The following is a 23,087-nucleotide window of genomic DNA, read 5'->3' as shown; positions in this document are numbered from 1 at the left end:
CCGGGAGAAATCACTGATCTCAAGGCCGGTGATCTCTTTCCATTCACCGTTTTCACAGGTAACGGGAAGAGCAAACATCAGGTCTTCGTCAATTCCATAGCTGTTTCCTTTACTGAAAACACCCATGCTGACCCAGCCACCGTTGGAGCCAAGTGCCCAGCTCCTCATATGATCAATGGCTGCGGATGCTGCGGATGCGGCGCTGGAAGCACCACGGGCCTTGATGATTGCAGCACCACGTTGCTGTACGGTGGGGATGAAATCGTTCACGTACCAGTCGTTGTCTACTACTTCCTTGACCGGCTTGCCGTCTACCGTGGCAAAGCTGATATCAGGATACTGGGTGGCGGAATGGTTGCCCCATACGACCATTTTTTCCACTTTGGTGGAATGACTGCCGGTCTTGTCGGCAATCTGGGAAAGGGAGCGGTTGTGGTCAAGACGCATCATGGATGTAAAATTTTTCGGATTAAGATCCGGAGCGTTTTTCATGGCGATAAAAGCGTTGGTGTTGGCGGGATTTCCAACAACAAGGACTTTCACGTCACGGCTGGCATTGTCATTCAATGCTTTGCCCTGGATGGTAAAGATCGCGCCATTGTCCTTGAGCAGATCGGCACGCTCCATACCTGGTCCACGCGGCTTGGAGCCGACAAGGAGGGCGTAATCGGTATCTTTGAACGCCACATTGGGATCATCAGTGGTGATTATGGAATTCACCAGGGGGAAGGCGCAGTCATTCAGTTCCATGACAACACCTTCAAGAGCACCCATTGCGGGGGGGATTTCCAGAAGCTGCAGGATGACAGGCTGGTCCTTGCCAAGCATGTCTCCTGCCGCAATACGGAAAATAAGAGAATAACTGATCTGTCCGGCGGCACCGGTTATTGCTACACGTACTGGGGTTTTCATTGAAGTCTCCTTGGAAAAATTTCGAGTAACGTCACAAAACCGTATTACCATTCATCCCGCTGACAATTCCGAGACTGTCATCTTCGCCCGCATTGCTGTTCCTGCAGTCGCCCTGTGCGTCCGCCGCCTCGCATTGTCATCAAGGCAGGCAAATTACCGGATTATGGTATTACTTTGCTCAAAAAACGCTGTAACTCTACCATAATGTACTTAAGGAATCCAGTCTCCGGACTGAATCAACATTCATTTTTTGATCAGTAGTGTTTATGGAAAATATCAGCTCTTTCCATATCCTCCGCCTCCGGGGGTTTTTATTGTAAATATATCACCTTCTTCCATATATATTTCGTCATTGCCGTTCAATATAAGCGTTGTCCCGTCTTTTCTTGTGACCAAGTTTTGTCCTTTTTTCCCCGGCCCGCCACCTTCAAGACCGTAAGGCTCGGTCTGCCGGCGGGAGGAGAGTATGGTGGCCGTCATGGGCTCCAGAAAGCGAATTTTCCGAACTACTCCATCTCCGCCGTTGAACCTGCCGTGACCACCAGAACCGTGCCTGATGGAAAAGGATTCTACCCGAACTGGAAAGCGCCATTCCACAACTTCCGGGTCGGTCATGCGGGTATTGGTCATATGGCTGTGGACCGCACTGGTACCGGGATGGTCAGGGCCTGCACCGGTACCGCCGCAAATGGTTTCATAATTTTGATGGGTGTCGTTGCCGTAGACAAAATTGTTCATGGTTCCCTGGGAAGCAGCGAGAACGCCAAGTGCACCGAAGAGGGCATCGGTGATGGCCTGGGATACTTCTGTATTACCGGAGATTACCGCGGCGGGATATTCCGGACTGATCATGGTCTTTGGCGGAATGACCAGGTGCAGGGGCTTGAGGCAGCCTTCGTTCAGGGGAATATTATCATTGACCAGAGTACGGAAAACATAGAGAACGGCGGCTTTGCACACGGCGGTGGGGGCATTGTAATTTCCCCTGTTCTGGGGGGAGGTACCGGTGAAATCGATGGTTGCTTCCCGTTTTTTCCGGTCCACCTTGATTTTTACGCAGATTTGACAGTTGTTGTCCATGGCACAGGTGAAACTGCTGTCTTTCAGAACATCAAGAACCCTGCGTACTGACTCTTCGGCATTGTCCTGAACATGTTTCATATAGGCATGGATGACATCAAGGCCGTAGGTTTTGACCATCTTGCGCAGTTCCCTGACCCCGGTTTCATTGGCCGCGATCTGGGCGGCAAGATCCGCCATGTTCTGGTCGATATTTCTGCAGGGATATCGACCGGAAGCCAGAAGCTTTCGTGTTTCCTTCTCCCGGAGCCTGCCCCGTTCAACCAGCAGAAAATTGTCGATCAGTACCCCTTCCTCCTCGATATGGGTGCTGTCGGGGGGAGAGGATCCAGGTGTTCTGCCACCGATATCTGCGTGATGTCCACGGGAACCGACATAAAAAAGGACCTCCTGTCCATCTTCTGAAAAGACAGGAGTGATGACCGTCACATCGGGCAGATGGGTGCCACCGTTATAGGGCGCGTTCAGCATGAATACATCGCCCGGCCGCATTGTTTTCCTGTTTTCCCGGATCACGGTTTTAATGGATTCTCCCATGGAACCCAGGTGGACCGGGACATGGGGGGCGTTGGCCACCAGGCTGCCCCGGGGATCAAAGAGAGCGCAGGAAAAATCGAGCCGTTCCTTGATATTGACGGAATAGGAAGTGTTGGCGAGGGTGGCCCCCATTTGTTCGGCAATTGACATGAAGAGATTATTGAATATTTCCAGCATGACCGGGTCAGCTTCGGTGCCGATGGCACGTCTGTCGGCCCTTTTTTTATATCTTTTCAGAATCAAGTGTCTGCGTTCATTAATTTCGGCAGACCACCCTTCCTCAACAACAACAGTGCCGGTGGGTTCCACCAGTACTGCCGGTCCGGTCACCGCATGGCCGACCATGAGCTCATCCCGCATGTAAAGGGGACATTCCCGCCATTTTCCTCCACTGAAAATATTGATTGTTTCGGCGGGCAGCAGGGGGGGAATATTTTTTTCCGTCACCGGTTCCGGCGGGTCAATCAACGATTCCGTCAAACCCACCGCTTCCACGGAAAGTGCTTCGATGACCAGCTCTCTTTCGGGAGCAATAAAGCCAAAACGCTGTTTATGGGCGGCTTCAAAATTATTTTTCATATCAGTAAAACCGGCCATATCAATAAGCAGGGGGCTGTCAGTTCCTTCGTAGCGAAGGTGAGCCTTCCGGATAAAGGAAATCTGTTTATCTTCAATGTTCTGGGCCAGAAGTTCAGAGCGCGTTTCCGCCATAAGCGGTTTGCAGGCTGCTGAAAGCATTTTTATGGAATCTTCTGTAAATACCTGTTCAATATGCACTTCTTTCAAGGCGCTTATATCGGCGAGTCCCATGCCGTAGGCTGAGAGAACTCCCGCAAAGGGGTGGAGGAAAACCTGTTTCATGCCAAGGGCATCGGCTACCAGACAGGCATGCTGCCCACCGGCTCCACCGAAACAGTTGAGGGTGTAGTCGGTGACATCATATCCCCGCTGCACAGATATTTTTTTTATGGCATTGGCCATGTTTTCCACCGCGATTTGTAAAAATCCTTCGGCAACTTCTTCCGGGGACGGGGTTGGGGTTCCGGTTGCTTCGGCAATTTCATCGGCAAGGTTAAGAAATTTTCTGCGGACGGTTTCACCATCCAGGGGAAGGTTTGATTCCGGTCCAAACAGGCTGGGAAAAAATCCCGGTTGAATTTTGCCCAGCATGACATTGCAGTCGGTGACGGTGAGGGGACCGCCACGGCGATAGCAGGCAGGGCCAGGGTTGGCTCCGGCGGAGTCGGGCCCGACCCGGTAGCGGGAACCGTCAAAGTGAAGAACAGACCCTCCCCCAGCGGCAACGGTATGGATGTGCATCATGGGAGCCCGCATCCGTACACCCGCAACACTTGTCTCAAAACTGCGCTCATATTCACCGTTATAGTGGGCAACATCGGTGGATGTGCCGCCCATGTCAAAGCCGATGAGTCTGGTCAGTCCACTCATGGCGGCTGTTTTGACCATGCCGACAACTCCGCCCGCGGGGCCGGAAAGGATGGCATCTTTTCCCTGAAAGAGACGGGCGTCGGTGAGGCCGCCGCTGGACTGCATGAACATCAGTTTCGGCCCGTCCTTGCCGGATCTGCCCTTCAGCCGCTCTTCCACCTGGTTGACATAGCGCCTGAGGATGGGCGAGAGATAGGCGTCCACTACTGTGGTATCTCCCCTGGAGACCAGTTTCATCAAAGGGCTGACTTTATGGCTTGGGGATATCTGGGTAAAACCGATTCCTGCGGCAATCTCTGCCAGTTGCAGTTCATGTTCGGGATGGCGATAACCGTGCATCAGGACTATGGCAACAGAGCGTATACCCCGGTCATAGGCTTTTTTCAGACCTTCCTCTGCTTTCTGCACATTGAGAGGAATTATACAGTCACCATGGGCCGAAAGACGCTCCTGTATTTCCAGGACTTCTTCGTAAAGCATTTCCGGCAGAATAATATGGCGGGCGAAGAGATCGGGCCTGGTCTGGTATCCAATCCGCAGGCTGTCACCAAATCCTTTTGTGATGACGAGAAGGGTCCGTTCGCCTTTTCGTTCCAGCAGGGCATTGGTTGCCACCGTTGTTCCCATCTTGACATTTTTAATAAGTCCTTCCGGAATAGGCTCTGTCGGGGCAAGCTGCAGGAGTTCACGAATTCCCTGGATTGCGGCATCCCTGTACTTCTCTGGGTTTTCAGAGAGGAGTTTATGGGTGACAAGGGTATTGTCAGGGCGCTTTGCAACAATATCTGTGAATGTCCCGCCACGGTCTATCCAGATCTGCCATTGTGTCATTGTCTGCTCCGTTGAACAACGATTATTTTTGGGCTGAGTCTTTACAGCTCAAAGGTAATAAAATCTAAGGGTTGCTACCCTTGTGAGGAGTTACTGATGAATATGTTTTGTAAAAAACTAACTTAATACTGGTTTTATGTCGACAAATTATCTTTGTTGTGTCATAATGCCAGCGTTGTTGAGAGATGTCAATAGTAATGTTATGTAAAAAAGGGATTTGTATCTGGTGCAAGATGCTGATTTCAGGAGAAAGAAGGAGAGATTTTTAAGGCACATTTTAATTCATTCACAGGAGGAGACCGTATGAAATTGCAGAAAAAAGGAGTTGGAGTTTTGGTCGGTGCGGCATTTGGGCTCAGTCTTGGTTTCAGTGCAATGGCAGCGACATGGGATATGCCCACACCCTATCCGGACAAAACATTTCACACCAGGAATATCATCGAATTTGCCGGAGATGTTGAAAAGGCAACCGGGGGCAAGCTGACTATTAAAGTGCATTCTGCGGGATCACTGTTTAAACATCCTGAAATCAAGAATGCGGTCCGCAGTGGTCAGGTGCCCATCGGTGAGTTTTTTCTTTCCAGGCTTTCCAACGAAAACGCGGTGTTCGGTGCGGATTCTCAACCTTTTCTTGCCACTACGTATGACGATGCGGCAAAACTCTGGGCAGCCCAGAAAGATGTCATTGCAAAACTGCTGGACAGGCAGGGTCTGGTTCCGCTCTTTTCAGTTCCCTGGCCTCCCCAGGGGCTGTATACAAAAAAGGAAATTAAAACTGTTGATGACCTGAAAGGTGTCAAATTCCGTGCCTACAATGCGACTCTCGAAACTTTTGCAAAAAAAGTAGGTGCTGCTCCTACCCAGGTTGAGGTTCCAGATATTCCCCAGGCATTTGCAACCGGCAGGGTTGAAGCCATGATCACCTCACCGTCCACCGGGGCAAACTCCAAGGCATGGGATTTTGTCACCTATTATACTGATATTCAAGCCTGGATTCCCAAAAACATAGTTGTTGTCAGTAAAAAGGCACTGAGAAAACTGGATGCCAAAACCCGTGATGCCGTTCTGGCCGCGGCCAAAACCGCAGAAAAAAGAGGCTGGGAAATGAGCAGAAAGGAAACAGCAGCAAAAACCAAAATTCTGCGGGATAACGGTATGAAAATAATCACTCCGAGCGCGGAATTGATGAGTGGTCTGAAAAAGGTCGGTGCATCCATGCTCGAAGAATGGAAAAAAGCAGCGGGAAGTGACGGGGCGGCCCTGCTTGAGGCATATAACCGGTAATTTTTCAAGGTAATTGCTCACAGGGAATAAAATCACAGAGTTGCTACACTTGTGACCAATTACTTTTCAAGGTGAGTTTTTGTGAGCAACTACAAAAGAGGTTGTCATGCGACACTTGCTGGACAAACTTTATAAGGGCAGTTGCTGGCTGGCGGCATCCTGTATTGCGGCGATTGCTCTGCTTGTAGTCTGTCAGGTTTTTCTGAACCTGCTGGATAAGCTCAGTATTCTATTCACCGGAACAGCAATTGGTTTGACCATACCCTCCTATGCTGATTTCACGGGTTTTCTGCTGGCGGCGGCTTCTTTTTTTTCCCTGGCATATACCCTGAAGGAAGGGGGACATATCCGGGTTACTCTGGTTATCGGCCGTCTGCCGGCAAAGATTAGAAGGATTGTGGAGTTGTGGTGTGTCGCTGTAGCTGGCGGGATTACAGTTTATTTTTCCTGGTATACCCTCGTGCTCACCTGGGAATCATACCGATATCATGATCTTTCACCGGGAATGATTGCCGTGCCCATCTGGATTCCGCAGTCCGCAATGCTGCTGGGACTGCTGGTTCTTTCCCTGGCTCTGGTCGAGGAATTGTTTTCCATACTTACCGGCAGGGAACCAGGTTATAGCGGTAAAGGGGAAAACCTTCTGGCTGATGATGAACCGGACAGTATTGTTCAGATTGAAAAAGGATGAGGGAGGGGCTCCATGTCTGAAGTCACAATGACCATTTGTCTGCTGCTGCTTTTCTTTTTCCTGCTCAGCAGTGGACTGTGGGTGGCCTTTTCCCTGATGGCAGTAGGCATGGCGGGGATGGCTCTTTTTACCGAGGCGCCTCTGGGTGACGTGCTGGCAACCACCATCTGGGGAGCAAGTAACGGCTGGGCTCTGGCAGCCCTGCCTCTTTTCATCTGGATGGGAGAAATTCTGTTCAGATCCAGGCTGGCGGAGGACATGTTTGCCGGCCTGGCTCCCTGGCTCACCCACCTTCCGGGACGACTGCTGCATGTGAATATTTTCGGCTGCGGTATTTTTGCCGCAGTTTCCGGCTCATCCGCGGCAACAGCTGCGACAATCGGCAAGATGTCTATTCCGGAGCTGGCGAAACGAAAGTATCCGCAGAATATGATCATCGGCACCCTGGCCGGTTCCGCTACTCTCGGTCTGCTGATTCCGCCGTCAATTATCCTTATAGTTTACGGGGTTGCCACAGAGCAGTCCATTGCCAGGCTTTTTATTGCCGGTGTTCTGCCGGGTATTCTGCTGATGGTGCTTTTCGTAGGTTATGTGGTTCTCTGGTCCCTGCTGCATCGGGATGCCATTCCGGCCGGGGAGACGGCATTGTCCCTGAAGGAAAAGATCAGCCGTGCGAGAAGGCTGATTCCCGTGACCCTGCTGATTGGCGGAGTGATCGGTTCCATCTACTCAGGTCTTGCCTCTCCCACGGATGCGGCCGCTGTGGGTGTACTGCTGGCCCTGATTCTGTCCTGGTATACCGGAACCCTGACAAAGGAAAATTTTCTTGAAGGTCTGCTGGGTGCGACAAAGACATCCTGCATGATTGCCTTTATCCTGGCCGGCGCAGCCTTTCTCACCGTGGCCATGGGATTTACCGGCATTCCGAAAATGCTGGCGGCCTGGATCGGAACCCTGCATTTATCTTCTTATGCGCTGCTGGGTGCTCTGACCATTTTTTTTATTATTCTCGGTTGCTTTCTGGATGGTATTTCGGTTGTGGTCCTGACAACATCAGTCATCATGCCCATGATCGAGCAGGTGGGGATCGACCCTCTCTGGTTTGGGATTTTCGTGGTTATCGTGGTGGAAATGTCTCAGATAACACCGCCTGTGGGGTTCAATCTTTTTGTCATTCAGGGACTGACCGGTCTGAATATTTTGAAGGTAGCCTATGCGGCTGCACCGTTTTTTCTGCTGCTCCTGGCAGGACTTGGAATTATCGTCGCCGTTCCCCAGATTGTGACGGTCCTACCCAATATGATGGGTGGATAAGCTCTTTTTTCGTAATTACTCACCCCAGCTTTTCACGGTCTTTTTTGTCCGCATAGGTTGGCTAAGCGAAGAAGAGCCTGCAAAAACCTGCGGCACCTGTGAGTAATTACAGTTCAGATGTAATAAAATCACTGAGTTGCTACTCCTGTGACTAACTGCCTTTTTTCAGCCAATTACCAATTCTCGGCTGAGGGTTGTACTGCTGCAGTCGAGATTTTCATTGGTTTTCAATGGCTGGGCCCCAGAGTCCGGTCATGCCGGTTTTTCTGAACGAGTGAGCCGGATAGGTCCCAAGATGGGTAACCCGTTTGGAAAAGAAGCGTAATTCTTCAAAGGCAAGCCGCAGGGAACGCTGGTCGATATGTCCCTCCACATCGGCGTAAAAACGGGCAACATGAAAATATTTGTCCACGTAACTTTCAAGTTTGACCATCTGCACACCATTGGTGGCAAATCCCCCAAGGGCCTTATAAAGGGCAGCGGGGATATTCCGCACTTCAAAAATAAAACTGGTGATATAAGTTTCTTCATTTGAACAGGTTGGAATATCGCTGTTTCTGGAAAAAACCAGGAAGCGGGTAGTATTGTGGGACTCATCCTGGATATCTCTTCGCAAAATCGCAAGATCGTAGATCTGTGCCGCCAGCTCGGAACCGATTGCCGCCTGGGTTCTGTCATTCCATTTCCTGATGTCGGACGCGCCCTTGGCCGTATCGGCAACCACGTGTTTTTCCAGGTTCAGTTCTTTTATAATTTTTTTACATTGAGGGATGGCATGGACATGGCTGTGAATGTCAGTCAACTCTTCGACCGTCGCACCGGGCAGGCCCAGAAGGCAATGGCGGATAAGCTGAAAGTGTTCACCGATTATGGAGAGCTCCCCGTTGAGGATCAGGTAATGAACATCGGCGACCCGTCCTGCCAGGGTGTTGTCAACGGGAATCATGGCCAGATCCGCTTTTTTTTCTTTTACGGCCCGAAAGGCGGCTTCAAAGGAGACACAGGGGACTGTTCTCAAATCAGGATAGGCCTGTCTGCAGGCCAGATCGGAATATGCTCCGGCCATGCCTTGGAAGGCAATGGTGCTATAGTGCTGTTTTTTCATGGGATTATTTTAGAGTTTCAGGGTGAATATATTCATGTGATGTGTCATGTATAAAACAATGGGCCGGGAAATGCCATTTTTCTCTGGCAAACTTACTTGAGAAAATCATTCCCATGGGATAAGAATACTTCTTATCAACTTGATTGATCGGTTATGGAAAAAAGGAGAGCTGACCCATGCGCTGGAAAGACAGACGAAGAAGCAGTAATATAGAAGATCGTCGCGGGACAAAAATAGGTCGAAGTGCCAAAGGCGGCGGTATCGGGATTCTCCTGCTGGCCCTGGTGGGCATGTATTTCGGTATTGATCCGGCCATGATCCTCAATATGGGCAATTCCATACAGCAGAACAGACCGGCTGCGACACGTACAGAGCCGTACAGGGCAAGTGCAGAGGAACAGGAGCAGGCTGAGTTTGTCGCAGTGGTCCTGGCCGATACTGAAGATGTCTGGAAAAATATCTTCAGCCGGATGGGTAAAACATACAGGGAACCTGAGCTCGTGCTGTTCAGCGGGGCCGTGCAGTCTGCATGCGGCTATGCCCAGGCCGCCATGGGACCGTTCTACTGTCCCGGCGATCAGAAAGTGTATATCGATCTGTCCTTTTACAGGGATCTGCAGGTGAAAATGCACTCCCCTGGTGACTTTGCCAGGGCCTACGTGGTCGCCCACGAAATTGGCCACCATGTCCAGAAACTTCTCGGGATCAGTGACAAGGCGCACGCTCTTCGCCGAAAACTCGCGAAAAAAGAGTATAACAGGGTGTCTGTCCGTCTTGAACTCCAGGCGGACTGTTTTGCCGGAGTCTGGACCAGTCATGCCGACAAAATGTTTGGTATGCTTGAGGCGGGTGATATAGAAGAAGCTCTGAATGCCGCCAGTAATATTGGTGACGACCGGCTGCAGAAACAGGCGAGAGGCTATGTGACACCGGACTCTTTCACCCACGGCAGTTCAGCCCAGCGGATGCGCTGGTTCAGGCGGGGATACTCGGGTGGCGATATCGGGCAGTGCAATACTTTCAAGGCGAAGACACTATAGATGCCTGAATCCGCCGGTGAACGCTCACGGTTTGATGAAACGGATTTGATCGTTCATTTTTCACTGTTTTTCTGCATTGTTTTTCCAGAGGTTCAATACACCTGTTTAAGTGTCTTGACGAATAATCTGTTTGCAGGTATCAATAGACCGAACGGAGGGATGCCGGAGCGGCTGAACGGGACGGTCTCGAAAACCGTTGTGGGGGTGACTCCACCCAGGGTTCGAATCCCTGTCCCTCCGCCACAACCTGAAGCTTTTGGTCAAACAACTATCTGATTACGTATAAAACTCAGCCTGACACTTGTGAGACTGCGGATGTGCCTGTTTTTTCAGGCGTATTTCAAAAAAACACATTGTATTGGTTTGAAAATAATCTGGACTGACACTTTTTCATTTAAATTTCTTGTTAATTGAGATTTCCAGTGATTTTTGACCGTAGGCAAGCCTGTTAAAGCAGGCCCAATCCACAATTCGGCTGAGTTCCATGGGTAATCAAGAACAACTATGCTATCGGAGCCTCCCATGAAAAAAGTCATTTGTCTTCTCTGTGTGTTTTTCATTACAGTTGTTGTTCAAAGTTCTTTTGGGGCACAGGTGATAAAACTGGGCGTGGTGACCAAGCCGGGTTCGGCCCAGAATATCGTGGCGGCAAAATTCAAGGAGCTGGTGGAACAGCGTTCGAACGGGGCCTTCAAGGTCACGGTTTACCATTCCAAGTCCATTGGCAATGAGACGGAAATTCTCCAGCAGATCCAGATGAACACCGTGCAGATGGGTGTTATTACGGCGGGTCCGTTTGACACCTTTGATCCCATCGTCCGGGTTGTCAATTATCCATTTCTTTTCAAAGATGCGGCCCAGGCTGATATGGTTCTTGACGGTCCCCTTGGTAAAGAAATTCTGGATGATCTTGAGACGGTCGGTTTCAAGGGGCTCTGTTTTTCTGAGAACGGTTTTCGTAACCTGACTAACAATAAGCATGCGGTCAAGGCTGCGGCTGATATAAAGGGTCTGAAAATCCGGGTAATGGCTTCGGCATTGCATAAGGCCATCTGGCAGGCACTCGGTGCAAACCCCACTCCCATGCCCTGGCCCATTTATACGGAGCTGGAGCAGGGCGTTATAGACGGTCAGGAGAATCCGCTCTGGGTCATGGAGGTCTATAAATTTTTTGAAATCCAGAAATATATGACCCTGACCCGTCATGTTTATTCTCCCCATATCGATGTGGCCTCATTGGTCTGGTGGAAGAGCCTGAACGAGTCTGACAGAAACATGATTGCCGGGGCCATGCGGGAGGCAGCCCGTTTCCAGCGCAGGGATAATCGTGATAAGGATGGCGCCCGTCTTCAATTGCTGAAGGACAGGGGGATGATAGTGGAAGAGCATCCCGATATCGCCTCTTTCAGGGCCAGGGTTGCTGATTTAAAGGATATGGAACTTTTCAGGGAGCCGAAAGTACATTCACTGCTGTTGAAAATTCTTGAGGCAACCAGGTAACTATCCGTGGCGGAATAGTGGTTTTGAATATTCTCGAAAAAGGCTGTTCCGCAGTAAACAGGCTGCTCGAGTACCTGCTTTTCGGCCTTGGTTTTTCCATGGCTGTCCTGGTGGCTGTGCAGGTTTTCTGCAGATATGTTCTCAACGCCTCTCTTTTCTGGTCTGAGGAACTGGCCCGTTATATGCTGGTATGGCTCAGTTTTCTTGGGGCCACCGTTGCCTATTACCGCAATCTGCATCCCGGGGTTGATGTGTTGACCGCGCGCATTTCGGAAAAATACCAGCGCCTGGCCCGCCTGTTGGTTCATCTTTCTTCCATGGCCCTGGCTGTGGTCATGGTTTTTTCCGGTGTGCAGTTTGCCTGGTTCGTTCGTCTGCAGATTTCCCCGGCCCTGGGGATTCCAAAATGGATTATTCTTGCAGTGATCCCCCTGGCCGGTTGTATTCTTCTGATTTACGGACTGCTCTTTTTCCTGCGGACCATGCACGGAGAGAAAAAGTGACCACGGAAATCCTTCTTCTCTCACTCCTCTTCTTTTTTCTCATCAATGCGCCAATTGGTGTGGCCATTGGCATGAGTTCCGTGATCACCATTATCGCGCAGGGCGATTTCCCGCTTATGATGGTTGCCCAGCGCATGTTCTCAGGCACAGATTCCTTTCACCTGATGGCGGTTCCTCTGTTTATGTTTGCCGGGGTGCTGATGGAGGCGGGTGGAATCAGCCGCAGGATCATTGATTTTGCTAACAGTCTGGTTGGTTGGCTGCCCGGAGGACTGGCCGCGGTCACCATTGTTTCAGCCATGTTTTTTGCCGGTATCTCCGGGTCGGCCGCGGCGGATGCGGCCGCGGTGGGGGCAATCCTGATCCCGGCCATGAAGAAATCAGGGTATGACTCCGATTTTGCGGCCGCGGTGCAGGCCGCAGGAGGTTCCATCGGGGTGATTATTCCTCCGTCCATTCCCATGATCATTTTCGGCTTTCTGACGGGAGCCTCGGTGGGCCGGTTGTTTATGGCGGGAATCCTGCCGGGGATCCTGATCGGTTTTTCCCTTGTTGCCGTCTCAACCTTTGTTTCAGCTCAGTACAATTACACCAACGTCACACGATTTTCTGCAGAAGAGGTCTGGATGAGTTTCCGGCGTGGTCTGCTCGCCATGGGGGCTCCGCTCATCATCCTGGGCGGTATCCTGACAGGTGTTTTTACCGCGACTGAATCTGCGGCGGTGGCTGTTGTCTATGCCCTGCTGGTGGGCATGTTTGTTTATCGGGAATTTGGTTTTCGGGATCTGTTTCCATTGTTCAGGGATGGGGCCGTGATCTCGGCCATAGTCATGTTTATTATCGCCATGGCCTCGATTTTCAGCTGGATTGCCGCCATAGAGAATATCCCGGCAACTCTGGCGGCGGGGCTGCTCACCATTTCTGATAATCCTGTTGTTCTGCTGTTACTGATTAATATTGTTCTCCTGGTGGCCGGGACATTCATTGAGACGACAGCCGCACTGATTCTACTGGTTCCCGTCATTACAACCATGCTGCCGGCTCTGCATATTGATATGATTCAGCTCGGAGTTATTGTGGTGGCCAACCTGGCCATCGGAATGCTGACTCCGCCCATGGGAATCTGCCTGATTGTGGCCGCCTCCATTTCCGGGGACAGGCTGGGGGCAGTGAGCCGCAGGGTACTTCCTTTTCTCTTTATTCTCCTGGTGGATCTCCTGATCATCACCTTTTATTCCCCTCTGACCATGTGGATGGCAGAAATGGTGTAGACGGATAATTGCTCACAGGGATGAGGCCGCTCTTGAGGCCTGGTCATACAACCCTGACATCAGCCGCAGGAGGGCGGCGGACTGGCGCATTTCAGAACCGTTCTGGTCGAGGGTGCGGTAGGCGGATGTAAGGCATTGTTCCCGGATTTCCCTGTAATCCCTGCAGGCCTTTCTGCCTTTTTCCGTGGCGGAATATAAAATTTCCTTGCCGTGTTTTTCCCTGGCGACCAGGCCGGCCTTGACCAGTTTTTTCAGGGAATAGTTGACAGTGTGCTGGTCTTCTATATGGAGGACAAAACAGATATCCACCAGTTTCTTCTGCCGGTCCCGATGATTGACATTGTGGAGAACCAGCACGTCCAGTGGGCTGAAATCAGAATATCCGGCGGCATGCATACAGCGGATCATCCAGCGGGAAAACGCATTATGGGCGATGATCATGCCATATTCAAATTCACTTAAGGGCCAGCTGTCGGGGGATGTAAGGTGCTCCGAAGAAACTATGGGAGACAGGGGATTGATAGAAGCCTGTCGTTTGTTGTCGCTCATGGTGAAGTATCCTTCGGTTGATTCTTTTCCTGTTCAAAGACAGTAGATTTGTGATATCGTTTTAAGACCATCTAGCGTAAGAATAGTTGAATCTGCCGGGACTCTCAAGAGGTATCTGCAGCCACCGTCAACTGAATCCTGTTTTGTCTGTACTGGAAAGGTAAAATGAGCAAAGAAATAGAAGACAGGGAAAGAAAAAACCTGAAGATATTGCTTATCGAAGATGAAGAAATGGTGCGGGCCACCTTTGCAGCGTTTCTTGACCGATGGGGGCATGAAGCGATACTGGCAAAAAACGGCCGGGAAGGTCTTGAGATTTTTGCCCGCCGGCAGATTGATCTGGTGTTGACGGATCTTGATATGCCTGTGATGGGCGGTCTTGAGGTGCTGGCCCATCTGCATAAGACATCCCCGGAAACTCCCGTGATTATTATCTCAGGCGCCGGACAGTTGAACGATGCCGTGCAGACTGTAAAGCTGGGGGCCTGGGATTATCTCACCAAGCCCATCGGCAGTATGGCCATCCTGGAAAATGCCATTGACAGGTGTATGGAAAAAGTGCATCTGATTCGTGAAAACAGGAGGTATCAGGAGCACCTTGAACAGGAGGTGAGGGAAAAAACAGAGGCCCTCAGGAGAAATAATAAAGCCCTGCAGGTTGAAATAGCAGAGAGAAAACAGAAACAGGAAGAACTCCTGCTGATGTATCGGCATCTCGAGGATATTGTTGATGCTTCCGGTGGCCTGTTTTCGTTTCTGACATACAGGGATCTCTTCATTGGTGTGCTGAATCGCCTGCACCGTTTGATACGACTGGAAGGGATTGATAGAGAAGACTGTGCCGAACTTCTTGAAAAAATGGGAAGTTTTGCTGTAATGAAGCAGAATGGCAGCAGTAGGGTTGTCTGTGGTTCCGGACCTTATAAAAAATGCAGTGGGCACAAGGTTGATTTTGTTTTTGGCCGCACCATCATGAAAAAACTGGATGCGGTGTTTTCGTCCCGTAAAAGTGTCGTGACGGATGATGAGTTCTTCGGTTATGTCCGGTCACCCCAGGGGGTGGAGTGTATATTTTACCTGGACACTGTTTCCGCGGGAATGACTGACGGAGACAAGCGTCTGGTGCAGCTCTATATCACAAATGTCGCCAGCGCTCTTGACAATCTCATGTTGAACGAAGAACTTATCAATACCCAGAAGGAACTGGTTATCACTCTGGGCGAGGTGATAGAAACCCGCTCCAAGGAATCGGCAAATCACGTTCGCCGGGTTGCTGAATATTCTTATGTTCTTGCCCGTCTGTCAGGTATGGAAGAGGTGGAAGCACGGATTCTGCGGTTTGCCGCACCCATGCATGATGCCGGTAAGATCGGTATTCCCGATTCCATCTTGAACAAACCGGGCAGGTTGACGGAGGAAGAGTTCAGGCTGATGGAGGAACATACCATCCTGGGATATGAAATTCTGAAAGGATCTGACAGGCCGATTCTGAAAGCTGCGGCCATCGTAGCCCATGAGCATCATGAAAAGTGGAATGGCAGGGGGTATCCGCGGGGGCTTGCGGGGGAATCGATTCATCCCTATGGAAGAATTGTTGCCCTTGTCGATGTTTTTGATGCCCTGGGGTCAAGCAGGTGTTACAAGGATGCCTGGCCGTTACCTGAAATCATAGATCATATTCAACAGGAGAAAGAGGCACACTTTGATCCCCGTCTTGTTGACCTGATGATGGAAAACCTGGATCAGTTTCTTGAAATCAGGAAGCTCTTTCCCGATGGCTAACCGGGACCCGTGAGGAGTTACATTACCGGTTCTCAGGGGTTCAGATCTTTAAGCAGTTTGTAATTGATACTGTCAACCAGGGCCTGCCAGCTTGCCTCGATGATATTGACGGAAACGCCCACTGTGCCCCATGTGCAGTGCTCATCCCTGCTTTCAACAAGGACCCTTACCCTGGCTTCTGTGCCCTTTTCCCCGGAGAGTACACGGACCTTGTAATCGGCCAGTTCCATCTTCTCAAGGCAGGGATAAAAGCGGGTCAGGGCTTTTCTGATGGCTGTATCCAGGGCGTTTACAGGGCCGTCTCCCATGGCGGCAGTATGAACTTCCCGCCCGCCGACGAAGAGACGGATAGTGGCTTCCGTGAGAGGCGGTTTGTCCATCCGGTACTTGTGGTTCATGACCCTGAAACTTTCAAACTCAAAATAGTTGCGCTGGAGTCCCAGAGCCTTTCTCATCAGCAGTTCAAAACTGGCTTCCGCCCCTTCATACTGGTAGCCCAGGTTCTCAAGTTCCTTCAGTTTGGCGATGATTGTCGGCAGGACCGGATCATCTGGAGAAAGCTTCAGGTTCCACTGTTTTGCCTTGTGGAGGATGTTTGAGCGACCCGACTGGTCCGAGATGAGTATTCTGCGGATGTTGCCCACCCGATCCGGTTGAATATGTTCATAGGTCAGCGGGTTGTGTTTGACGGCACTGACATGGATTCCGCCCTTGTGGGCAAATGCCGATTCGCCGACATACGGTTGATATCGGTTATGGGGGAGGTTGGCCAGTTCATTGACGTAGCGTGAAGTGGAGTAGAGGCGGTCAATATGTTTTCTCACTTCGCATTCCACTCCGAGCTTGAAAACAAGGGCGGGGATGATGGATGTCAGATTGGCATTACCGCATCGTTCACCGAATCCGTTTATTGTCCCCTGGACCTGGTTGACCTTTGCGTCGGCAACGGCCAGTAACGAATTTGCCACGGCGGATTCTGAATCGTTATGTGCGTGTATCCCCAGGGTGACCTTGATGTTCCTGTCCGCAAAATAATGCTGAACCCGGTGGATGATCGGTGACAGTTCATGGGGAAGAGTTCCGCCGTTCGTGTCACAGAGAATCAGTGTTTCGGCCCCGCCCTCAATGGCGCTTTCCAGGGTGAGGAGGGCATATTCCTCATTGTGCTTGAAACCGTCAAAAAAATGTTCAGCGTCGTAGAAAAGATGGTCAACATGGGGGCGGAGATAAGCCAGGGTTTCTCTGATGATCAGCAGATTATCCTCCAGTTCGATACGCAGTGCTTCATGAACATGGATATCCCAGCTTTTGCCGAAAATTGTTATTGCCGGTGTCCGCGCGGCGATAAGTGCCTGCAGGTTCGGGTCATCTTCAGGACTGTTCTTGAGATGGCGGGTGGAGCCGAAGGCGGCCAGTTTTGCATGGTTCAGTTTTATGGCCTGCATTTTGTTGAAATATTCAACAGACATCGGATTTGATCCCGGCCATCCCCCTTCTATATAATCAATGCCCAGTTTATCAAGGGCCACTGTTATGCGGATTTTATCTTCAACAGAGAGATTGAAGTTTTCTGCCTGGGTGCCGTCCCTGAGGGTTGTATCGTAGAGTTCAACTGCGTGAGCCATGTTTCTTCCCTGTGCCGTATTTTCTGAATTCCGATGTCCTGCCGGATATTAAAGAGTTTCATGATATGCAAAATCGTGGAAAAATTAAACCAAAAATTTCCCTGATGATCCATGAAACTCAGCCGGATTAGAGATATTCCTGATAAAACAGGCACATCTCAGGACTCAGGTGTCAGGTTGAGTTTTGAACGAAATTGCACATTTATGGACAGGCACGTAATTGATCACAGGGGCGCAACTATATGGTTTTATTACCTCTGAACTGTAATTGCTCACAACCACTGGTTAACTGCCAGGAAGACCTGGCGTTTTACCAGGATGGAAATGTGTGGAGGCACCGGAAAAAAGTTCTGCCGCTTCTGCCTCGGTTTCAGACAGACTGGGATAGGGGTGGAGGGTGAGAGCGAGATCTTCAGCAAGAGCCCCCATCTCGATGGCCAGAACGGCTTCGGCAATGAGATTTTCAGCTTCGCGACCGACAATACCCATGCCCAGGATTCTGCCGCTGTCAGGATCCGTTAACAGTTTGGTCAGGCCGTTTGTTCTGCCCATGGACCTGGCTCGGTCCGAATATTTCCAGGGGAATTTCTGAACTGTACAGGGCTGGGACCGCTCGCGGGCTTCCAGTTCGGTCAGGCCGCACCAGGCAATCTGCGGATCGGTGTAAATGATGGCAGGTGTCGCGCGAATATCGTAGGCGGACGGCAGACCTGCAATGACTTCGGCAGCTGTCTGTCCCTGACGGATTGCCCTGTGGGCCAGCATGGGAAGGCCGGTGACATCTCCAACCGCGAATATGTTTTTTTCACTGGTTCTGAGGGTGTCGTCTGTCTCAATAAAACCTGTGGAATCAAGTTTAACGGCCGTATTTTCAAGGCCAAGTCGATCGCTGCTGGCTGTTCTGCCTGTGGTGACGATGATCTTGTCGAATTTTTCCTTTGTTTTTATCCCTGCCGTTTCAAGTTCAACTTCTACATATTCTTCATGGGCATGGATTTGAGTCACCTCAGTATTTGTTGCGAGGGTGTCAAATTTATTGCTCAGGCTGCTGTAAAGAGGTTCCACCAGATCCTGATCCACTGGGGGAAGAAGCTTTTCCCCCTTTTCCACCAGGCTGACCCTGCTGCCGAAACTGCTGTATATGGAGCCGAGTTCCAGGCCAGCAACACCTCCGCCAATGACAAGCAGTCTGCCCGGAATATCTTCCAGCTGAAGGGCTTCCGTTGAACTGAGAACACGACTTGAGGAATCGAAATCAACAGCTGGAAAAGATGCCGGGCGGGAACCTGTGGCGATAATCGCATGCTGGAATGTTATTTTGCTGATTCCTCCTCCCTGCAGTCTGACGCTTCGGGAATCGGTAAAGACGGCATTTCCATGTATCAGTTCAATGTTTCGCCGGCTGAACAGGGCCTGCAGGCTCTCTGCCAGCTCGTTAATTGTTTTATCTTTCCAGGCTGACAGGGCGGCAATATCAATTTCAGCCGGTCCGAAATGAACTCCCATTTCCCGTGCTCGTTCTGTATCATGGATCAAACCTGCAAGATAGAGAAATGTTTTGGAAGGAATGCAGCCGTGGTGAAGACATGCGCCGCCGGGGGCAGGATTGGGGTCTGCAACAGTTACTTCAAGGCCGAGATCCGCAGCTCTGAAAGCGGCGCCATAACCACCGGGTCCACTGCCCAGAATTAGCAGCTCCGTTTCCAGCTGCATATCTCCCATGACCATCTTGTCTCTCCTATATCATTGTCATAAGCAGTTCATCCGGATCCTTCAGGCTGTCGATGATCAGGCGCAGAAAGCGGATCGCATCGGCTCCGTCAACCACCCTGTGATCAAATCCAAGTACAACCGGCATCATGAGGCGAGGTACTATTTTTTCCCGGCCATGGTCGTCGACTGTCACAACAGGTTGTCTTCGGCCCTGGCCCATGCCGAGGATAGCCACTTCCGGATAGTTGATTATTGCGGTGAAGCCGGCACCACCCAGGGGGCCGGTGTTGGTGATGGTGAAGGTAGAACCACGCATCTCTTCACGGCTGAGGGTTCCTGTCCTGGTTCGGACCACCACCTTGCGGAGTTCTATGGCGATGTCTCTGATGCTTTTTCTCTCCACATCACGGATAACGGGTACAACGAGGCCTGAGCCGGAATCCATGGCAACACCGATATGAAAATATTTTTTCAGTATGATTTCCTTATTCCTGGTGTCAAGACTGGCATTGAAAAGGGGGAACGTTGTCAGACCGGCAACCACAGCCTTGAGAGCGAAAACGGTAAGGGTCAGCCTGCCTCCCGCTTCCTCTATCTCTTCTTTATGTTTTATACGGAATTCTTCCAGTCTGGTGATATCGACCATGTCATGGCAGTAGACATGGGGAATACGACTCCAGGCTTCACTCATTTTTCGTGCGGTCGTTCTTCGAATGGAGCGAAATGGTATACGTTCTATTTCTCCCCATTTTGAAAAGTCGGGGAGAGTGGAAGGAGAAAGCTCCTTAACAGTCTGTTCCTGCACCAATTCTTCCTCTTTCTCAACAGTTTCCCCGGTTTTAGCCGCGGCGAATTTCTCCACGTCTTCCCGGGTGACAATGCCCCCATGGCCGGTGGGGGAGATATCCCGGAGATTTACCCCCAGTTCCCTTGCAATCCTCCGGGTTGCCGGGGAGGCCGGAACCGGCAGTAAAAGAGAAGCGGCACTCTTTTGAGGTGGTAGTTTTTTTTCTGCCGCCGGCTGGTCTGTGGCTGTATCTCTATCAAAGACTATCAGGACATCTCCCACTTCTGCTGAATCCCCTTCCTTTACCATGATTTCACTGACCATGCCGGTAAAGGGGGAGGGTATCTCGACGGCAGCCTTGTCGGTTTCAACTTCAAGAATAATTTCGCCCTCTTTGATTTGCTGGCCGGGGGAAACGTGGATTTTCAGGATTTCAGCTTCATGAACGCCTTCTCCAAGATCGGGTAAAGTAAACGATGTTGACATGTTTCCTCTCGAGTGTGAAAAAAAGATCACCTGACCCATGATGGTTTCGTGATGCTTTTCATGATAACATTTTGAAATACAATTCGGCCACCCTCAAGTCTGTTCAAAAATATGGTGCTCTCGTCATTGCAACGCATTACAGCTTGCGGGGCCGGGATTCAGTTAAAGAGACGCCTGGCAGCGGCAACTATCCGTTCAATGCCGGGAATATACTCTTTTTCCCTGGAAAAATAGGGAATGATAACATCATACCCGGTTACCCGCTCAGGGGGCATTTCAAGGTAATAAAAAGCCTCTTCCATGATACGGGTTACGATTTCCGCTCCAGGGCCGAAGCTTCTTGGAGCCTCATGAACAATCACCACCCTGCCGGTTTTTTTTACGAACTTGATGATCAGATCCGTATTGAGTGGTGAAAGAGTCAGCAGATCAATGATATCTGCCTCCAACCCATCCTGTTTTTTCAGGACATCGGCAGCGGCAATTGCTGTTCTGGTCATTGCACCGTAGCTGATCAGAGTAATACTGTTTCCTTTTCGGATAACCTGAGGCAGGCCTATGGGTATGATTTCAGGATCTTCCGGGACCTCTTCTCTGAACGCCCTGTAGAGACCCTTTGCTTCATAAAAAATCACAGGATCAGGGTCTCTTATGGCGCTGACCAGGAGGGCGCGGGCATTCCTGGGGCCTGAAGGGATGACCATCTTCAGACCTGGTGTATGCGCCCAGTATGCCTCCCTGCTTTCGGAATGATGCTCCAGGGCCCGGACTCCGCCTCCATAGGGGGTGCGGAGAACCATGGGGATGGTGAGGCGCCCCCTGGTACGCCAGCGGTAGCGGGCGGCATGGTTTTCGATCTGGTGGAAGTTTTCATAGGCAAAACCTGAAAACTGGATTTCACACACAGGTTTAAGACCGTAGGCTGCCATTCCAATGGACATTCCTGCGATTGCCGATTCGGCCAGCGGGGTGTCGATGACACGCTCTTCTCCGAAAAGTTCGAGAAGTCCGTCAGTCACCCTGAACACTCCTCCATCCCTGCCGACATCTTCACCAAGAACAATTATGGAGTCATCGCTTTCCATTTCCTGCTTCAGGGCGAGGTTAATGGCCTGGACCATATTCATTTTAGCCATGGTTTTCCTCCCCACGATCTGCCAGCAGTTTTTCCAGTTCCTTTTTTTGCAACTGAATATAAGGTGGAAGTTCATTGAAAAGATGGTCGAACATTTCCAGCGGATTTCCGATGTTTTTCATCGTTTTTTCAGCGTATTCAACAGCAGATTGAATTTTGGCAAGTATTTCCTTTTCGAGGTCTCCGTTTTCTTCTTCTGAAAGTATGTTTTTTCTTTGGAGATAAAGGGCAAAGCGCGAAACAGGATCTTTCTTCTTCCATTTTTCAACATCCTCATTCAGCCTGTAACGGCTGGGATCATCAGCAGTAGTGTGCATCATGATCCGGTAAGTTACACATTCTATAAATGTCGGCCCATCACCCCTGCGGGCCCTGTCTGCTGCCTCTTCAGCAGCGGAGTAAACGGCCAGAATGTCATTGCCGTCAACCTGTATTCCCGGCATGTCGTATGCGGCAGCTTTCTGGACGATCGTTTTCGAGTGCATCTGTCTGCTGATAGGAAGAGAAATGGCCCACTGGTTGTTCTGGCAGACAAAAATAACGGGAGACCGGAAGACGGAAGCACAGTTCAATGCTTCATGGAAATCACCTTCCGAGGTGGCACCGTCCCCAAAAATACTCATTACAATTTCATCCGTTTTTCTGTATTTCGCGGCCATCCCGAGGCCGACAGCATGCAGAATCTGGGAGGCCACAGGGATCGACATGGGCAGGTCCCGCTGTTTCGGGTCTATCCTGGCCCCTTCGTTGTAACCGTTATAGTAGAGGAGGATAGACTCCAGACTTCTTCCCCTGTGTATCTCGGCTGGAGTTTCTCTGAATGACGGGACAAACCAGTCTTTTTTTTTCAGTACACCGCTGCAGCCAATCTGGGCGGCTTCCTGCCCCTTGGTCGGCGGGAAAGTGCCGATTCTTCCCTGGCGCTGGAGATCAAGCATGCGTTCATCAAATTTTCGTCCTAAAACCATGGCCCGGTACAGTTCAAGCAGCTTTTCATCACTGAGTTCCGGTTCGAGTTCGCGGTCCAGATTGCCATGTTCATCGAGAATGGAGAGAGAATCAATATCCTGGGTCAGCGTGATAGGGGTTCGGGGCATAGTTTGACCTTTTGCTGGAGATGATTGACAGGTTCGAAGTGGAGGGCTTTTTACCCACAAAAAGTAAGGCGTACTTAAATTATAGTACAGAAAGGGTGAACAAGCAAATAATACAATACCGGTAATTGCTCACGGCACCCCGGCTTTTCACGGTTTCTTTTGTCCACACAGGTAGGCTATAGGGAAGAAGAGCCTGCAAAAATCTGCGGCACCTGTGACTAATTACCAATACGGTCAGCATGGCGGCCATCAATGTGAATAAAGAACAATCGGTTCCTATGGTTCGGCCATAAAAAGTCAATGAAAGTCCCTGTTGGCCCTGTGAGGAGTTACAATGCGCGTATGTAATTAGAATTTCAATTGCTTTTTCATGGTTTTTTGCCTACTTTCGAGGAA

17 protein-coding genes and 1 tRNA gene are annotated in these 23,087 nt (G+C 50.5%); 9 read left to right on the top strand and 9 right to left on the bottom strand.

All coding sequences use genetic code 11. The annotated features are described in order from the left end of the window. Both ACXLDX_RS00150 and ACXLDX_RS00145 read right to left on the bottom strand, forming a co-directional pair. A partial coding sequence (locus tag ACXLDX_RS00150; protein ID WP_457575158.1) for a malate dehydrogenase occupies positions 1 to 912 on the bottom strand: 912 nt, incomplete at its 3' end. Positions 913 to 1,188: 276 nt separating this feature from the next. Then, positions 1,189 to 4,809, bottom strand: a complete 3,621-nt coding sequence (locus tag ACXLDX_RS00145; RefSeq protein ID WP_457575157.1) for a hydantoinase B/oxoprolinase family protein — start codon at positions 4,807 to 4,809, stop codon at positions 1,189 to 1,191. Positions 4,810 to 5,112: 303 nt separating this feature from the next. Between ACXLDX_RS00145 and ACXLDX_RS00140 the strand changes: the two genes are divergently transcribed. The 3 genes from ACXLDX_RS00140 to ACXLDX_RS00130 all read left to right on the top strand — a co-directional run bounded on the left by ACXLDX_RS00140 (position 5,113) and on the right by ACXLDX_RS00130 (position 8,098). Further along, entirely contained in the window at positions 5,113 to 6,093 is a 981-nt protein-coding gene (locus ACXLDX_RS00140; protein WP_457575156.1) for a TRAP transporter substrate-binding protein, read from the top strand. A 106-nt stretch (positions 6,094 to 6,199) separates the two neighbouring features. Then, positions 6,200 to 6,784, top strand: a complete 585-nt coding sequence (locus tag ACXLDX_RS00135; RefSeq protein WP_457575155.1) for a TRAP transporter small permease — start codon at positions 6,200 to 6,202, stop codon at positions 6,782 to 6,784. Positions 6,785 to 6,796: 12 nt separating this feature from the next. After that, complete coding sequence (locus ACXLDX_RS00130) at positions 6,797 to 8,098, top strand: TRAP transporter large permease (protein WP_457575154.1); 1,302 nt, start codon at positions 6,797 to 6,799, stop codon at positions 8,096 to 8,098. A 217-nt stretch (positions 8,099 to 8,315) separates the two neighbouring features. Here the strand turns inward: ACXLDX_RS00130 and ACXLDX_RS00125 are convergent, their stop codons facing one another. Further along, positions 8,316 to 9,203 carry a prephenate dehydratase gene (locus ACXLDX_RS00125; RefSeq protein WP_457575153.1) on the bottom strand — a complete coding sequence of 296 codons (888 nt, stop codon included), beginning with the start codon at positions 9,201 to 9,203 and terminating at the stop codon, positions 8,316 to 8,318. A 176-nt stretch (positions 9,204 to 9,379) separates the two neighbouring features. Here ACXLDX_RS00125 and ypfJ point away from each other — a divergent pair, with 176 nt between their 5' ends. From ypfJ to ACXLDX_RS00100, 5 genes are all read left to right on the top strand, one after another. Further along, the gene (gene ypfJ / locus ACXLDX_RS00120) at positions 9,380 to 10,243 is read left to right on the top strand and encodes a KPN_02809 family neutral zinc metallopeptidase (RefSeq protein ID WP_457575152.1); all 864 of its coding nucleotides are present in this window, start codon (positions 9,380 to 9,382) and stop codon (positions 10,241 to 10,243) included. 153 nt (positions 10,244 to 10,396) lie between these two features. Then, a tRNA-Ser gene (locus ACXLDX_RS00115) sits at positions 10,397 to 10,486 on the top strand. A gap of 279 nt (positions 10,487 to 10,765) precedes the next feature. Beyond that, a complete protein-coding gene (locus ACXLDX_RS00110) occupies positions 10,766 to 11,743 on the top strand; it encodes a TRAP transporter substrate-binding protein (protein WP_457575151.1) in 978 nt (325 codons plus the stop codon). Between the two features lie 23 nt (positions 11,744 to 11,766). Beyond that, the gene (locus ACXLDX_RS00105) at positions 11,767 to 12,246 is read left to right on the top strand and encodes a TRAP transporter small permease (protein ID WP_457575150.1); all 480 of its coding nucleotides are present in this window, start codon (positions 11,767 to 11,769) and stop codon (positions 12,244 to 12,246) included. After that, positions 12,243 to 13,517 carry a TRAP transporter large permease gene (locus ACXLDX_RS00100; protein WP_457575149.1) on the top strand — a complete coding sequence of 425 codons (1,275 nt, stop codon included), beginning with the start codon at positions 12,243 to 12,245 and terminating at the stop codon, positions 13,515 to 13,517. Before ACXLDX_RS00105 ends, ACXLDX_RS00100 begins: the two co-directional genes overlap by 4 nt. Before the next feature lie 12 nt (positions 13,518 to 13,529). On the opposite strand, the gene ACXLDX_RS00095 is transcribed toward ACXLDX_RS00100, so the two are convergent. Further along, entirely contained in the window at positions 13,530 to 14,066 is a 537-nt protein-coding gene (locus ACXLDX_RS00095; protein WP_457575148.1) for a winged helix DNA-binding protein, read from the bottom strand. Between the two features lie 165 nt (positions 14,067 to 14,231). On the opposite strand from ACXLDX_RS00095, the gene ACXLDX_RS00090 reads away from it, so the two are divergent. Further along, the gene (locus ACXLDX_RS00090; protein WP_457575147.1) at positions 14,232 to 15,848 is read left to right on the top strand and encodes an HD domain-containing response regulator; all 1,617 of its coding nucleotides are present in this window, start codon (positions 14,232 to 14,234) and stop codon (positions 15,846 to 15,848) included. Positions 15,849 to 15,880: 32 nt separating this feature from the next. Here the strand turns inward: ACXLDX_RS00090 and cimA are convergent, their stop codons facing one another. From cimA to pdhA, 5 genes are all read right to left on the bottom strand, one after another. Beyond that, a complete protein-coding gene (cimA, locus tag ACXLDX_RS00085) occupies positions 15,881 to 17,473 on the bottom strand; it encodes a citramalate synthase (protein WP_457575146.1) in 1,593 nt (530 codons plus the stop codon). A gap of 285 nt (positions 17,474 to 17,758) precedes the next feature. Further along, positions 17,759 to 19,201 carry a dihydrolipoyl dehydrogenase gene (lpdA, locus tag ACXLDX_RS00080; protein ID WP_457575145.1) on the bottom strand — a complete coding sequence of 481 codons (1,443 nt, stop codon included), beginning with the start codon at positions 19,199 to 19,201 and terminating at the stop codon, positions 17,759 to 17,761. Between the two features lie 10 nt (positions 19,202 to 19,211). Continuing rightward, on the bottom strand, positions 19,212 to 20,459 hold the full coding sequence (locus ACXLDX_RS00075; protein ID WP_457575144.1) for a dihydrolipoamide acetyltransferase family protein: 1,248 nt from the start codon (positions 20,457 to 20,459) through the stop codon (positions 19,212 to 19,214). A 158-nt stretch (positions 20,460 to 20,617) separates the two neighbouring features. Beyond that, complete coding sequence (locus tag ACXLDX_RS00070) at positions 20,618 to 21,595, bottom strand: alpha-ketoacid dehydrogenase subunit beta (RefSeq protein ID WP_457575143.1); 978 nt, start codon at positions 21,593 to 21,595, stop codon at positions 20,618 to 20,620. After that, positions 21,588 to 22,691, bottom strand: coding sequence for a pyruvate dehydrogenase (acetyl-transferring) E1 component subunit alpha (pdhA, locus tag ACXLDX_RS00065; RefSeq protein WP_457575142.1), 1,104 nt, complete (start codon positions 22,689 to 22,691; stop codon positions 21,588 to 21,590). Before pdhA ends, ACXLDX_RS00070 begins: the two co-directional genes overlap by 8 nt. Positions 22,692 to 23,087 lie beyond the last annotated feature (396 nt).

It is taken from the genome of Desulfomarina sp., from assembly GCF_054039375.1.
Note: the sequence above shows the minus strand (reverse complement) of the source record. Positions and strands in the feature narration are given on the sequence as shown.